Source organism: Streptomyces sp. 2P-4 (assembly GCF_030167965.1).
GTDB lineage: Bacteria > Actinomycetota > Actinomycetes > Streptomycetales > Streptomycetaceae > Streptomyces > Streptomyces globosus_A.
The window spans coordinates 3,516,432-3,529,954 of the sequence record NZ_CP095011.1 but is presented as its reverse complement, the minus strand read 5'-3'; the positions used below and the strand labels follow the sequence as shown (position 1 = coordinate 3,529,954).

16 protein-coding genes are annotated in these 13,523 nt (G+C 72.5%); 8 read left to right on the top strand and 8 right to left on the bottom strand.

Annotation, left to right across the window (positions count from 1 at the left end):
* Positions 1-119: 119 nt before the first annotated feature.
* The 3 genes from MUK52_RS15470 (at position 120) to MUK52_RS15460 (ending at position 3,289) form a co-directional block, all read left to right on the top strand.
* Positions 120-578 (top strand): glycine-rich domain-containing protein, encoded by a 459-nt coding sequence (locus tag MUK52_RS15470; protein ID WP_284577132.1) that lies wholly within the window; start codon positions 120-122, stop codon positions 576-578.
* A 71-nt stretch (positions 579-649) separates the two neighbouring features.
* Entirely contained in the window at positions 650-1,372 is a 723-nt protein-coding gene (locus tag MUK52_RS15465; RefSeq protein ID WP_284577130.1) for a class I SAM-dependent methyltransferase, read from the top strand.
* Between the two features lie 66 nt (positions 1,373-1,438).
* Positions 1,439-3,289 carry an NHL domain-containing thioredoxin family protein gene (locus MUK52_RS15460; RefSeq protein WP_284577127.1) on the top strand — a complete coding sequence of 617 codons (1,851 nt, stop codon included), beginning with the start codon at positions 1,439-1,441 and terminating at the stop codon, positions 3,287-3,289.
* 41 nt (positions 3,290-3,330) lie between these two features.
* Here the strand turns inward: MUK52_RS15460 and MUK52_RS15455 are convergent, their stop codons facing one another.
* From MUK52_RS15455 to MUK52_RS15430, 6 genes are all read right to left on the bottom strand, one after another.
* Positions 3,331-4,482, bottom strand: coding sequence for an SMP-30/gluconolactonase/LRE family protein (locus MUK52_RS15455; RefSeq protein WP_284577125.1), 1,152 nt, complete (start codon positions 4,480-4,482; stop codon positions 3,331-3,333).
* Between the two features lie 174 nt (positions 4,483-4,656).
* Positions 4,657-5,952 (bottom strand): M18 family aminopeptidase, encoded by a 1,296-nt coding sequence (locus MUK52_RS15450; protein ID WP_114053367.1) that lies wholly within the window; start codon positions 5,950-5,952, stop codon positions 4,657-4,659.
* A 102-nt stretch (positions 5,953-6,054) separates the two neighbouring features.
* Positions 6,055-6,813: a hypothetical protein gene (locus MUK52_RS15445; RefSeq protein ID WP_284577122.1), complete on the bottom strand. Its 759-nt coding sequence runs from the start codon at positions 6,811-6,813 to the stop codon at positions 6,055-6,057.
* Between the two features lie 177 nt (positions 6,814-6,990).
* Complete coding sequence (locus tag MUK52_RS15440; RefSeq protein ID WP_284581711.1) at positions 6,991-8,817, bottom strand: acyl-CoA dehydrogenase; 1,827 nt, start codon at positions 8,815-8,817, stop codon at positions 6,991-6,993.
* Between the two features lie 59 nt (positions 8,818-8,876).
* Positions 8,877-9,281 carry an ATP-binding protein gene (locus MUK52_RS15435; RefSeq protein WP_284577120.1) on the bottom strand — a complete coding sequence of 135 codons (405 nt, stop codon included), beginning with the start codon at positions 9,279-9,281 and terminating at the stop codon, positions 8,877-8,879.
* Between the two features lie 11 nt (positions 9,282-9,292).
* Positions 9,293-9,505 (bottom strand): hypothetical protein, encoded by a 213-nt coding sequence (locus MUK52_RS15430; protein ID WP_284577118.1) that lies wholly within the window; start codon positions 9,503-9,505, stop codon positions 9,293-9,295.
* Between the two features lie 112 nt (positions 9,506-9,617).
* Here MUK52_RS15430 and MUK52_RS15425 point away from each other — a divergent pair, with 112 nt between their 5' ends.
* The 5 genes from MUK52_RS15425 (at position 9,618) to MUK52_RS15405 (ending at position 11,931) form a co-directional block, all read left to right on the top strand.
* Positions 9,618-10,469 (top strand): helix-turn-helix domain-containing protein, encoded by an 852-nt coding sequence (locus MUK52_RS15425; RefSeq protein ID WP_284577116.1) that lies wholly within the window; start codon positions 9,618-9,620, stop codon positions 10,467-10,469.
* Positions 10,450-10,656: a DUF397 domain-containing protein gene (locus MUK52_RS15420; protein WP_284577114.1), complete on the top strand. Its 207-nt coding sequence runs from the start codon at positions 10,450-10,452 to the stop codon at positions 10,654-10,656. Before MUK52_RS15425 ends, MUK52_RS15420 begins: the two co-directional genes overlap by 20 nt.
* A 110-nt stretch (positions 10,657-10,766) precedes the next feature.
* Positions 10,767-10,976: a DUF397 domain-containing protein gene (locus MUK52_RS15415; RefSeq protein WP_502963573.1), complete on the top strand. Its 210-nt coding sequence runs from the start codon at positions 10,767-10,769 to the stop codon at positions 10,974-10,976.
* A gap of 48 nt (positions 10,977-11,024) precedes the next feature.
* Positions 11,025-11,486, top strand: a complete 462-nt coding sequence (locus MUK52_RS15410) for an SseB family protein (protein WP_114053374.1) — start codon at positions 11,025-11,027, stop codon at positions 11,484-11,486.
* Entirely contained in the window at positions 11,479-11,931 is a 453-nt protein-coding gene (locus MUK52_RS15405) for a hypothetical protein (protein WP_284577109.1), read from the top strand. The genes MUK52_RS15410 and MUK52_RS15405 overlap by 8 nt, the downstream gene beginning before the upstream one ends.
* Before the next feature lie 40 nt (positions 11,932-11,971).
* Here MUK52_RS15405 and MUK52_RS15400 read toward each other — a convergent pair whose 3' ends face one another.
* Together MUK52_RS15400 and MUK52_RS15395 are read right to left on the bottom strand one after the other, a co-directional pair.
* Positions 11,972-12,367, bottom strand: coding sequence for a hypothetical protein (locus MUK52_RS15400; protein WP_284577107.1), 396 nt, complete (start codon positions 12,365-12,367; stop codon positions 11,972-11,974).
* Between the two features lie 91 nt (positions 12,368-12,458).
* Positions 12,459-13,523, bottom strand: coding sequence for a hypothetical protein (locus MUK52_RS15395; RefSeq protein WP_284577105.1), 1,065 nt, complete (start codon positions 13,521-13,523; stop codon positions 12,459-12,461).

Below are 13,523 nucleotides of genomic sequence, written 5' to 3'. Positions count from 1 at the left end.
GGCTCTGAGGTGATCTACCCCAGCAGCAGCGCCGAGAAGCCGTTGACCCCCATGGCCTCCGCCGCCTGGCCCCCCTGCGAGTGCCCCCGATGTTCCTCACAGACCAGGAAGGCACAGACGTGACGATCACCGACACGACGAAGACCGTGTACGACCTCATCACCCCGGAACTGAGGGCCGACCTCATCACCATGGTCCGCGAGGACTCCTGGCCGGAGATGACCGACGACCAGGGCCAGCGCGGCGTCAACCAGGTGGCGGCCTTCCTCGCCGTCGCCGCGAACACCACGGAGAGGGCCACACCCAGCCTTCGCGTGGACCTCTTCTGGCACGCGCTCGTGCTCCACACCAAGCACTACGCCGAGTTCTGCGACGCGCTCGGCGGCGGGTTCATCCACCACGTCCCCGACCGCAACAGCGGCCACAACCCGGCCGAGGGCCGGGCCGCGATGCGTCGGACGGCCGAGATGATCCGATCGGCCGGCTTCGACGTGGACCCGGAGTTCTGGCCGGTCGACGGCGTGGCCGACTGCACCCAGAGCTACGCGGGCTGCTCCGACAGCCCCGTTGCCAAGTAGCTCCGACTCAAGCGGAGCGACTGACCCACGAGAGCTTCAGCTGCCCGGTATCGTGCCGGGCGGCTGTCGCCGTGAACGAGAACGGACAGGTAGTGACTGACGCTCGCAGCACCGCATGGGACACCTACTCGCAGAGCAAGCCCCAGCGGCGGAAGACCAACGCCAAGGGCGAGACCACATGGTTCAACTGGACCCAGTACCCGGACCACGGCCCCGGGTCCGACGTGCTCAAGCTCAACCCGGGAGACCGCGTGCTCGATCTCGGATGCGGGTCTGGTGGGAACGCCGCTCACCTCGCAACGCTCGGCATGAAGTCCGTCGGGATCGACCTCTCCGCCAAGCAGCTCGACAAGGCACGCGAGCGGTGGCCAAGCGTGGACGGGATGGAACTCCACCAGGCCGACGCCCTCACCTACCTCGGAGACACGTTCACGATCTTCGATGCGGTCTACAGCGTGTTCGGCGCTACCTGGTTCACCGACCCCGGCCTACTGCTGCCGATGGTTCACGCGAACCTCAAGCCAGGTGGCGTCTTCGCCTTCTCCCAGCGGCCCCCGGTTGAAGGGTGCTACGGCTGCCAGGTGTCATACATCCAGCGCGGGCCCGAAGAAGACCCCGCTGTCGTCAAGCGGTGGGACTACGAACCCGATGTGTGGGCGCTGATTCTCAAGGAACACGGCTTCGTGGACGTATCAGCGGCCGTGCTTGCCCCACCCCGCGGTAGTCGGCGCACAGGAACCCTGTTCGTCCGGGGCGTCCAAGGAGGCCAGTCCGTGGTGGAGCGGATCCCGTAGCTGCGCAGGACAACGGCGTCGTACGGTCGTGATCCGGTGTTCATGGGCCAATGGCAAGCTTGAAGGATGAACGATGCCGCCCCGGCGCCCACCCCCGCGCCCCGCCGTGCCCGTGTCCGTGCCCCCGAGCTGGTCGGGAAGGGGGGCTGGCTGAACACCGGAGGCAAGGAGCTGTCCCTCGCCGACCTGCGGGGACGCATTGCAATTCTCGATTTTTGGACATTTTGCTGCATTAACTGCCTCCACGTCCTCGACGAGCTCCGCGAGCTGGAGGAGAAGCACCGCGACACCGTCGTCGTCATCGGGGTGCACTCGCCGAAGTTCGTGCACGAGGCCGAGCACGCCGCCGTCGTCGATGCCGTCGAGCGGTACGAGGTGCACCACCCCGTCCTCGACGACCCCGAGCTCGCGACGTGGCGGCAGTACGCCGTGCGCGCCTGGCCGACCCTCGTCGTGATCGACCCCGAGGGGTACATCGTCGCCCAGCACGCCGGCGAGGGGCATGCGCACGCCATCGAGCGGCTCGTCGGAGAGCTGGAGGCCGAGCATGCCGCCAAGGGCACGCTGCGGCGCGGGGACGGCCCGTACGTGCCGCCCGAGCCGGTCGCGGGCGACCTGCGGTTCCCCGGGAAGGCGCTCGTGCTGCCGTCGGGGAACCTGCTGGTGTCCGACTCGACGCGGCACCGGCTCGTCGAGCTGGCGCCGGACGGCGAGACCGTCGTCCGGCGCGTCGGCAGCGGCGAGCGCGGCTTCGGGCCGGACGCCTTCAGCGAGCCGCAGGGCCTGGCGCTGCTGCCCGACGGGAAGGTCGTCGTCGCCGACACCGTCAACCACGCGCTGCGCACGTACGACCCGGCCACCGGGGCCGTGGAGACCGTCGCCGGCACCGGCCGCCAGTGGTGGCAGGGCTCGCCCACCGCCGGCCCGGCCCTGGAGGTGGACCTGTCGTCGCCGTGGGACGTGGCCTGGTGGCAGGACCGGGTGTGGATCGCGATGGCGGGCGTCCACCAGCTGTGGACGTGGGACCCGGCCGCCGGCACCGTGGCCGTCGCCGCGGGCACGACCAGCGAGGGGCTCCTCGACGGCCCGGCCGCCGAGGCCTGGCTCGCCCAGCCGTCGGGCCTCGCCGCGGCGGGGGACCGGCTGTGGGTGGCCGACTCCGAGAACAGCGCGCTCCGGTACGTCGAGCGCGCCGAGGACGGCGGGTACGTGCTGCGGACCGCGGTCGGCACCGGCCTGTTCGACTTCGGCCACCGCGACGGCGACGCCGCGCAGGCGCTGCTCCAGCACCCCCTCGGCGTGACGGCCCTGCCCGACGGGTCGGTCGCCGTGTGCGACACGTACAACCACGCGCTGCGCCGCTTCGACCCGGCGACCGGCCAGGTCACGACGCTGGCCACCGACCTGCGCGAGCCGAGCGGCGCGGTCCTCGACGGCGAGGACATCGTGGTCGTCGAGTCGGCGCGGCACCGGCTGACCCGGCTGCGGCTGCCGGAGGAGGCCGTGCGGGTGGAGGCGGTCGCGCACCGGACGCAGCGGGCGGCGACCGAGGTCGCGCCGGGCACACTGCGGCTGGACGTGGTCTTCCAGGCGCCGGGCGGGCAGAAGCTCGACACCCGGTACGGGCCGTCGACGCGGCTGCTGGTGTCCTCGACCCCGCCGGAGCTGCTGCTGTCGGGGGAGGGCGCGGGGACGGACCTGTTCCGCGAGCTGGCGCTGAACCCGGAGGTCGCCGAGGGCGTGCTGCACGTGTCGGCGATGGCGGCGTCCTGCGACGACGACCCGGCCAACGAGTACCCCGCGTGCCACGTGCACCAGCAGGACTGGGGTGTACCGCTGAAGGTGGCGGAGGGCGGGGCGGCCCGGCTGCCGCTGGTCCTCGCCGGCATGGACGACGGGGCCGAGGCCGGGGCCTGATCCGCGCCGGGGGCGCGGGCCCCCGGCGCCGCCCCGGACCGCTATGTCGCGCTTGCCTCGTCGGCGCCCGCCGCGGCCGCACCGCTGTGCGCCGCGCCGGGGCCGGAGGCGGCCGACTCTCCGCGGCCGGCGCCCTCGATGGCGGCGACCAGCAGGTTCGGGTCCTTGTCGGTGGCCAGGGAGGATGCGCTCGCGACGTACACCCGGCCGTCCCGGACCGCGACGGACGTCGGGCCGGAGAGCCCGTCCCGCCGCGTCAGCATGGTGCTGCGGGTCCCGTCGGGGCGGACGAGGACGACCTCGTCGGAGGCGGGCAGCGCGGCGACGACCGTCATGCCGTCCCCGGCGAACGCGAAGTCGTCGATCCCGGCGAGCCCGGTGGCGTGGGTCTCGACGGCGCCGGCCGTGCCGTCCTCCCGGACGGGGATGCGCAGCAGGGTCCCGCGGTCGGAGTTGGAGACCCACACGGCGCCGTGGTGCACCTTGATGCCGTTGGCGCCGGCGGACGTGACCGGCTCCAGCGGGGCGCCCGCGGCCCAGGCGGTCACGGAGGCGTCGTGGAGGGAGATCCGCCAGATGGTGCCGAGGCGGGAGTCGGCCGCGTAGAGGAGGCCGTGGCGCTTGTCGAGGGCGAGGCCGTTGGCGTGGCCGTCGGCGGGCAGGCGGGCGAACAGCCCCACGGTGCCGTCGGGGCGGATCCGGTGGATGCCGGTCCGGTCGGTGCCGGTGACGTACGGGACGTACAGGCTGCCGTCGTGCGTGCGCACGATGCCGGTGACGGCCGCGGCGCCCGCGCCCGGGGTCCCCGGCGGCGCCGCCTCGGGGAGGGTGGCGATGACGCGGGTGTGCCCGCCGGCGTCGGCATGCGCGACCTGCCGGGCGAGCGCGAAGGTCAGGTACGCGGAGCCGTCGGGGTCGAGCGCGATGTTCTCGGGGGTCTGCCCGTCCTCGTGGCTGTAGTGCGCGATGACCCGCGGGTCGGACAGCCGGAACGCGGACGGGCCCGTCGGGGCGGGATCCGCCGGCGCGGGATCCGCCGCGGGTGCGGCGGCGGGCGGCGGCGGCGGGATCGCGGAGGCGGGGGCGGGCGCGGCGGCGAGCAGGGCGAGCGCGGCGAGGGCGAGGGCGGGCGCGGCGGCGCCGGAGCTGCGCCGGGTCCGGGTCGTGCGGGGGGCGCGGGGGGAACGGGGCACGGGACTCTCCTTGCCGGCCGGAGCCGAAGGGGGTGGGAGGGAGAGCCCCAGAACAGCATGACGCGCCCTCACCGCCCCTGCCCCGCGCGGAGGTTCAGCGGCACTTCCCCCCGCCCGGCCCACGCCCGTCCCGCCACCCGGCCCACGCCCGGCCCTCCCCTGACGGGGGGCGGCTCAGCCCTCCAGGAACGCCGTCAGCGCGTTCGCCAGCAGGTACGGGTCCTCGGCGCCGCACAGTTCGCGCGCGCTGTGCATCGACAGGATCGCGACGCCGATGTCGACCGTCTGGATGCCGTGCCGGGCAGCGGTGATCGGGCCGATCGTCGTCCCGCAGGGCATCGAGTTGTTGGACACGAACGTCTGCCACGGCACGCCGGCCCGCTCGCAGGCCGCCGCGAACACCGCCCGGCCGGTGCCGTCGGTGGCGTACCGCTGGTTGACGTTGACCTTGAGGATGGGGCCGCCGTTCGCTCGCGGGTGGTGCGTCGGGTCGTGCCGCTCGGCGTAGTTCGGGTGGACGGCGTGCCCGGTGTCGGAGGAGACGCAGAAGCTGCCCGCGAAGGCGCGGGCGCGGTCCTCGTAGCTGCCGCCGCGCGCGAAGACGGAACGTTCCAGCACGTTCCCCAGCAGCGGGCCGTCGGCCCCGGTGTCGGACTGGGAGCCGTTCTCCTCGTGGTCGAACGCCGCCAGCACCGGGATGTGGTCGAGGGCCTTCCCGGAGGAGGCGACGGCGGCCAGCGCCGCGACACCGGCGTGGACGGAGATCAGGTTGTCCATGCGCGGCCCGGCGACGAGCTCCCGGTCCCGCCCGAGGTAGGCGGCCGGCTCGATCGAGTGGACCATCAGGTCCCAGCCGGCGACCGAGCCCTGCTCCAGCCCCTCCTCGTCCTCCAGGAAGCCGATCAGGTCGCCCTCGTGGACATCTCCCAGGCCCCAGATCGGCTGCATGTGGCGCTGCTTGTCGAGCTTGAGGCCGTCGGAGTTGACCGCCCGGTCGAGGTGCACGGCCAGCTGCGGCACGCGCATCAGCGGCCGGTCGATGTTGACGAGCCGCTCGCTGCCGTCCCGCAGCGTCAGCCGCCCGGCCAGGCCCAGGTCGCGGTCGAGCCAGGTGTTGAGCAGGGTGCCGCCGTAGATCTCGACGGCGATCTGCCGCCATCCGGCCGACCCGGTGTCAGGAAGCGGCTTGACGCGGAGGTTGGGGGAGTCGGTGTGCGCGCCGACGATGCGGAACGGGGCGTGCGCGGCGGCGCCCTCCGGGACGAACCACGCGATGAGCGCGCCGCCGCGGAGCACGAACCGGCCCCCGCTGCCCGCGTCCCAGGCGTCCGTCTCCGACACCTGGCGGAACCCGGCCTTCTCCAGCCGCTCGGCCGCGTTGGCCACGGCGTGGTACGGCGACGGACTGGCCGTCAGGAAGGTCATCAGATCGTCGGTGTGGCCGCGGTCGAAGCGGGCGGGAGAGCTCATGTGGTTCACCTTAACGACGGTCGTGTTCGCCTAGGCCGGACTGCGGCGGATAGCCGGCAGGACCGGTGGGCGGACGGTGTGCTCCGCGGTTCCGGCGGCTTCTCAGCCCGGCGGCCGCTCGAACCGGCGCTGCAGCTGCCGGCGCTCGCCCCGGCGGATGCGCGGGAGCATCTCCGGGGCCGCCGCGGAGCGCTGCGCGCGTCTCTTGCGTCCGGCGCAGAAGATACAGGCCTCGCCGGGGGGCGCGTCCGGGTCGATGGGCGCCCCCGGGTGTTCGGAGCAGCCGGAGGCGTTCCGCGGCCGGGACAGCTCGCGGGCCACGATGAACGCCCGGTGCAGGTCGTCGGCGAGCCGGACGAAGTCGTCGGAGGGGGAGGAGAGGGTGAGGTGGAAGCGGCGCTCCTCGACGCTCCGCAGGTGCGTGTGGAGGGCCTGGAGGGTGTACGGCGGGTCGGGCACGGGGTAGCCGAGCCGGCGCTGCTCCCCGGCGGGCGGGCCGGCGAGCCGCGCGGCGGCGTCGCGCCCGGCGCGGCCGCCGCGCTCGCGCAGGCCGCGGCGGCGGCGGTCGTTGCAGATCAGGCAGCGGCCCCAGCCGTCGGGCGCCTCGGGGTCGAGGGCGCCGTCGGGGTGCTCGGGGCAGCCGGTGTGGCTCTTGGCGGGCGCGAGCCCGGCGGCGGTCCGGAAGGCGGCGTAGAGGGCGTCGGCGACGGCCTCGTACTCGGTGGGGTGCGCGCCCTCGTACAGGTCCCGCAGGTGGTCGCCGAGGCTGCCGAGGGCAGCCTGGAGCTCCCTGAGGGCGTACGGGCGCCCGGTGGGGACGGAGTACCCCCTGCCGGCGGCGTGCTGCTCCTGTGGACTCATGTCTACGAGCGTCCCACGAAGCACGGACATCCCGGGAATCGCGGCCCGCTCGGGGCCGGGCGGGGCCGGGCGGGGCCGGGCGGGGCCGGGCGGGGCCGGGCGTACGGCAGCGGCCGGACCCCCGGGCGGGGGGTCCGGCCGCCGTGCGGACCGCGGGGCGGCCGCCCTGCCGTGGCTCTAGAAGGCGGCCTCGTCGAGCTCCATCAGGGAGTTGTCGACGGCCTCGGCGAGGCTGCGCTGCACCGAGACGCCCGGGAGGACCTGGGACGCGAAGAACTTCGCGGCCGCGATCTTGCCCGTGTAGAAGGGGACGTCCTTCGCGGAGGCCGTCGCGAGCTTCTCGGCGGCCACGGCGGCGCCCCGCAGGAGCAGGTAGCCGACGACGACGTCGCCGGACGCCATCAGCAGGCGGGTGGTGTTCTGGCCGACCTTGTAGATGTTCTTGACGTCCTCGCCGGTGGCGGTGAGGTCGGTGATCATCTGGCCGACGATGCCCTCCAGGTCGACGGCGGCCTTGGCGAGCGCGTCGCGGGCCGCGGCCAGCTCCTCGCCGCCCTCGGCGCTGGCGAGGAACTTCTTGATCTCCTCGGAGAGCCGGTTCAGGGAGGCGCCCTGGTCGCGGACGATCTTCCGGAAGAAGAAGTCCTGGCCCTGGATCGCGGTGGTGCCCTCGTACAGGGTGTCGATCTTGGCGTCGCGGATGTACTGCTCGATCGGGTACTCCTGGAGGTACCCGGAGCCGCCGAAGATCTGCAGGGACTCGGCGAGCAGCGCGTAGGAGCGCTCGGAGCCGTAGCCCTTGACGATCGGCAGGAGCAGGTCGTTCAGGCCGACCTCGGCGGAGGCGTCCTCGCCGGCGGCCTGCTTGACCGCGATGGAGTCCTGGACGGCCGCGGTGTAGAGCACCAGGGCGCGCATGCCCTCGGCGTACGCCTTCTGCGTCATCAGCGAGCGGCGGACGTCGGGGTGGTGCGTGATGGCGACCTTGGGGGCGGTCTTGTCCATGAAGTTCGCCAGGTCGGGGCCCTGGACGCGCTCCTTGGCGTACTCCAGCGCGTTCAGGTAGCCCGTCGAGAGCGTCGCGATGGCCTTCGTGCCGACCATCATGCGGGCGAACTCGATGATCATGAACATCTGGCGGATGCCGTCGTGCTTGTCGCCGATCAGCCAGCCCTTGGCGGGGTGCTTGTCGCCGAAGGTCATCTCGCACGTGTTCGAGGCCTTCAGGCCCATCTTGTGCTCGACGTTCGTGGCGTACACGCCGTTGCGCTCGCCCAGCTCGCCGGTCTCCCAGTCGAAGTGGAACTTCGGGACGAGGAAGAGGGACAGGCCCTTGGTGCCGGGGCCGTGGCCCTCGGGGCGGGCGAGGACGTAGTGGAGGATGTTCTCCTCCATGTCGTGCTCACCGGACGTGATGAAGCGCTTCACGCCCTCGATGTGCCAGGAGCCGTCCTCCTGCTGGACCGCCTTGGTGCGGCCGGCGCCGACGTCCGAGCCCGCGTCGGGCTCGGTGAGGACCATGGTGGAGCCCCAGCGCTTCTCGACGGCGATCTGCGCGATGCGCTTCTGCGCCTCGTTGCCCTCCTCGTGCAGGACGCCGGCGAACGCCGGGCCGGAGGAGTACATCCAGACGGCCGGGTTCGAGCCGAGCAGCAGCTCCGCGTAGGCCCAGATCAGGGAGCGGGGCGAGGTGGTGCCGCCGATCTCCTCCGGCAGGCCGAGGCGCCAGTACTCCGACTCCATGAAGGCCTCGTAGCTCTTCTTGAAGGAGGCGGGGACCGGAGCCGTGTTGGTGGCGGGGTCGAAGACCGGCGGGTTGCGGTCGGCGTCGGCGAAGGACTCGGCCAGCTCGTTCTCGGCGAGGCGGGCGATCTCCGACAGGATGCTCTTCGCGGTCTCGGCGTCCATCTCGGCGAACGGGCCGGTGCCGTACAGCTTGTCGCGGCCGAGGACCTCGAAGAGGTTGAACTCGATGTCGCGGAGATTCGACTTGTAGTGCCCCATGGCGACGGCTCCGTTGTGGCTCGGGAAGGACGGTTCCTCGTACGTACCAATCGGTAACGTCATGATGCTACCCGCCGGTAATAAGAAGCAACCCCTCGCCCGCCCACTGTGACCAGGGTCAAAGCTCGCACCAGACCGTCTTGGTGCCGTCCTCCCCCCCGGTCGACGCCCCACCGCAGCGCCACGGCGTCCAGCAGGGCCAGCCCGCGCCCCGACTCGTCGGTTCCGGCCGCCCGCCGGAGCACGGGCCGCGCCTGCGCATCGGGATCGGTGAGCTCGACCCGCACGCGGGCTGCCCTTCCGGTGATCCGCAGGGTGACGGGAGTGCCCTCCCCGACATGGGTGATCACGTTGGCCAGCAGCTCCGTCACACAGAGCTGAAGCTCCGGACACGGCCTGCCGAGGTGCTCGCGCACGGCGAGCCGGACCTCCGGAACCGCCTTCGGTACGGCGATCAGCCCCACCGCGAACGGCCTCACGGGCGTCCCGCCCGCAGGGCGGCGGCGAGCCGGGCCGCGGTCCCGGCGTTGCAGTTGCCGAGGGCGATGAGCGGCGGGGTGTCGTACGTCCCGGCGTAGGAGGGGAGGTGAAGGTCGAGCGAGGGCAGCGTGATCCCGTGCGCGGCGAGGGCGGCACGCAGCTCGATGGGGGCGTCGATGGCCCGGCGGTCGGCGGTGGGGTTGCTCATGAGGCTTCCTTGCTGCTGCGGAACGTGACGAATCGCTCACAGCGTGCGGCCGATCGGCGTAGCGTGGGAAGGGTTTGGGGTTCCACGGTGCGAGGTGTGGAAAGGCGGGCTTGTGGCCGCGCGCAAGGACATCGACGGCTCGGTGAGTGTGCCGGCGTTCTACGGCAAGGAACTGCGCTGGAAGCGGGAGGCGGCGGGCCTCACCCTCCAGCAGACGGTGGAGGGAAGCTTCTACGGGGCCAGCTACCTGAGCGAGATCGAGCGGGGCCACCGGCGCATGCCGGAGGACCTGGCGCGCCACGTCGACCGGGTGCTGAAGACAGACGGCTTCTTCGCCCGGTGCTACGAGGACGTACGGAAGGCCCGCAGGGGCGCGCATGCGGAGTACCTGGCGCCCGTCGTTGAGGCGGAGGCGCGGGCGCTGGCCATCGATGAGTGGAGCAACTCGCTCATCCCCGGCCTGCTCCAGACCGAGGCGTACGCGCGAGCGGTCATCAATTCCACGCACCCGCGGGACCTGGCGGAGGAGGTGGAAGCGAAGGTTCGTGCCCGTATGCAGCGGGCAGCTCTGTTCGAGGACCCGAAGAGGCCCGAGTACTGGACGATCCTGCACGAGTGCCTGGTGCGCCAGTCGCTGCTGCCGTCAACCGAAATGGCCGAGCAGCTCGACCACATCGCCGCTTTGGCGCGTCGGCGTCGCATCGTTCCACAGGTCCTGCCGTGGAGTGCGGCTGTCCAGCCGTTCCTCGGGACCCCGCTCCTGCTCATGGAATTCGAGGCCGAGCCGCCGTTCGCGTACACGGAAAGCCCGTATCACGGGCAGGTGGTGGACGATCCGGCCCTCGTGAAGCGGTACCGCAGGTCATACGATCGGCTCAGGGCTGCCGCGCTGCCGCCGGAGGAGTCCCTGGCCTTGATCGAGCAAGCTGCCGAGGAGTGCAGAAATGGCAATGAACCTAGGTGAGTTGGGTGCCGTGGTCTGGCGCAAGAGCAGCTACAGCAACGGCGACGGTGGGAACTGCATCGAGGTGGCAGACGGCGCTGCCGGGGTCGTCCCCGTGCGGGACTCCAAGGTGGCGGACGGGCCGGCGATCCTGATCACCGCTGCGGCATGGGGGCCGTTCGTCGCCGCAGTCAAGGCCGGACTCTGACCGAAGCCAGCGCAGCCACCGAACCGCGCCCGCGGTAGGCTCTGGCGAGCCTTCGCCGGCCGAAGCGGTGGGGTGTCACGATCCTGTCGCTGCCCATGGAGGACTTCCGAGTGGAAAGCACCGAGATCGACCTGGCATCGGCTTGCTGGCGGAAGAGCAGCTACAGCAACGGCACAGGCGGCGACTGCGTCGAGGTCGCTGACGGCGTCGGCGGCGGAGTGGTCCCCGTCCGGGACTCGAAGCGGCCCTGCGGCCCCGTGATCACGGTGACGGCCGCGGCGTGGGCGCCCTTCCTGGACGGGATCAAGGGGGCCCCTTGACCGGATCCGGGCGCCTGGCGGCCGCCCACCCTCGGTAGGCTGACGGCCATGTACGGCTACGACCAGAATCCGGGCGCCCAGCAGCAGTACGCCCCGCCCCAGCAGCCGATGCCCGGGGCAGGGTACGAGCAGCCGCTGTACCCCGAGCCGTCCCCGCCCTCCCTCGCGGACGCGGTGCGCGCCTTCACCACCGGCTCGCTGTCGGCCGAGGACTTCCAGCAGATCTTCGCCACCTCCAAGGTCTACTGCCCCCGGGGCGAAACTCCCGGCTTCCTGGCGCTGCACAACACGCAGCAGCCGGTGATCCCGATGTTCACGACGCTGAAGGAGCTCCGCCGGTACGCCGGAAAGGAGTCCAAGTACTTCGTCATCACCGGCGCCGAGGTGATCGACCTGCTGCCGACCGGGTACGGCTTCGTCCTCGACATGGAGGGCGACCATCGGATGGTCTTCGACGCGAAGGCGGTCGAGCAGATGGTCGACTACGCCATGCGCCGCATGTATGGGTAGACGTCCTCCGGACGTCACGGGCACGCGGCGGGCGGGCCGCGCGGCGAGGGCGGCGCGGCCGTGGCCCGGGCGGGTGCTGGGCGCCGCGTTCGCCGTGGTGCTCCTCTCGGCGGCCTCCCTCACCGGCATCCTGGCCACCGCGGCCCTCGGCTGGACGGGGGTCCCCGGCCTGCTGACCGCGGTGGCCTGCCGCGAACAGGCCGGCGGCAGGGGGTCCACCACGAGCTGTTACAGCACGTTCGCCCCGGACGACCCGCACGCGGCCCGCGAAGCGGTCAGCGTGGACTGGCCCCGCGGCACCGAGGGCGCGACGAAGCACGTACGGATCACCGTGCTGGGTGTCCACCAGCAGGAGGACGCCCTCGAAGCGGTACTGCTCCTGGCGGTGACCGCGGGCCTCTGCGCTACCGGCGCTCTCGCCGCCTCCGCGGCCCGACCCCGCTGACCGCCGCAGCCCGACCGCCGCGCCCGGCTGCGCCGCGCCCTCAGTCCTGCGGCGTCACGCCCGGCCCGCCCCGGCGGGCGAGGCGGAAGAGGACCTTGGCGTACACGGTGGTCGCAGCCGCCGTCACGGTCGTGATGACCGCCAGCGCGAGGACGCCCATCAGGGCGGGCCACTGGCGCATGGCGTCGTCCTCGCACCGGGTGTCCTCGGACACCGGGCCGACCAGCGGCCCCGGGCACAGCGGCCTGTCCCCGTAGTCGGGGCCGTAGTCGGCGAGCAGCAGGAACGCGAACCATCCCCAGATCACCAGGGCCAGGATCATCCACCCGATCGACCACGCCTCGACACGGCCGGCCTGCCGCTCCTCCTCGGTCCGCGGGGCCGGTGTGGCGGCCACGGGATCAGGCGTGTGCTGCGTGGGCGAGTCGGCGGTCATGTGTCCCCTTCGGTTCGGTGGGTGCCTGGTCGGCATGGTCGTGCAGCGGGGGAGACCGCGAGAACGGCCTCCCCCGCGTTCGATGGCGGTGTCAGTTCTGCGGAAGCCGCACCGCCGGGCACCGGTACTGCTGGACGGCCGCGTCGACGAAGGCCTGGAAGACCTCCCGCGGCGCGGCGGAGCCCCGGTCGTAGAGCACGTCCAGGTACTCGGTGCTCCCGCGCATGGAGACGTAGACCTTGGATGTCTCGCAGGTGAGGACGGCGGCATGCTGCTGCCGTGCCACCACTCCCGCCCCACCGGGCAGGGGATCGAACCCCCGCCCCTTGAGGAGGATCCGGTCGACGAGCTGCGGATCGGAACTCGCGCTGAACCAGAGCACCCCCTTGGCGTCGCCGGCCAGGTGCAGGCCGCATGCCCAGGTGCCCGGCCTGCCGCCGCTGACCTGCTCTTTCCCGAGCGTCGCCGCGTCCTTGACCAGCGCGCCGGCAGGCAGGGCGAAGCCGGGCAGGCCGCAGACCGCGCCCGGGTCGGTGGGCGCCTCGTTCACGGCCTGGAGCCGCGGCTCCTCCGGGTTCGCACCCGCCGCGCACCCCGCCTTGTCCGCGACCCGCTGAGCGGTCCGGACGAGCGTCCGCGCGAGCTCCGTCCGGTCGACGGTGCCCTGCTTCACGACGGCCTCGACGGTCCGGACGGCGCCCGCGTCGCTCCGCCCTCCGCCGTACCTGTCGACCTTCCCCGCGCAGGCCTCTGGCAGGAGCACCCAGCCGCGCTTCCCCGACACGGCACCGGTGGCGCCGTTCGAGAAGTAGGCCATGGAGGACGGGTCCTTCCAGACCGCGGTCTGGAAGGCGAAGTCCGGGTCGTGCAGCCCGGTCTCCATCTCGATCTCCAACGGCTTCCCGCCGAAGAACGCAGCCTTCCGCTCCACGGTGCAGGAGAACCCGGGCTGACCGTCGTCCTCCGACGAGACGGTCGACAGGCGCCCCTGCGTGTCCAGGACGGCACTCAGATCGCCGGAGGCCACGGCCCCGTCGCAGAACACCTCCTCGCCCAGGAAGTCGGTGTTCCAGGCGAGGAACGCCCCGGCGACGACCGCCGCCGCCGAGACCCCTGCCGCGGCAGCCCACCACTTCCGCTTCGAACGCCCCGGCAC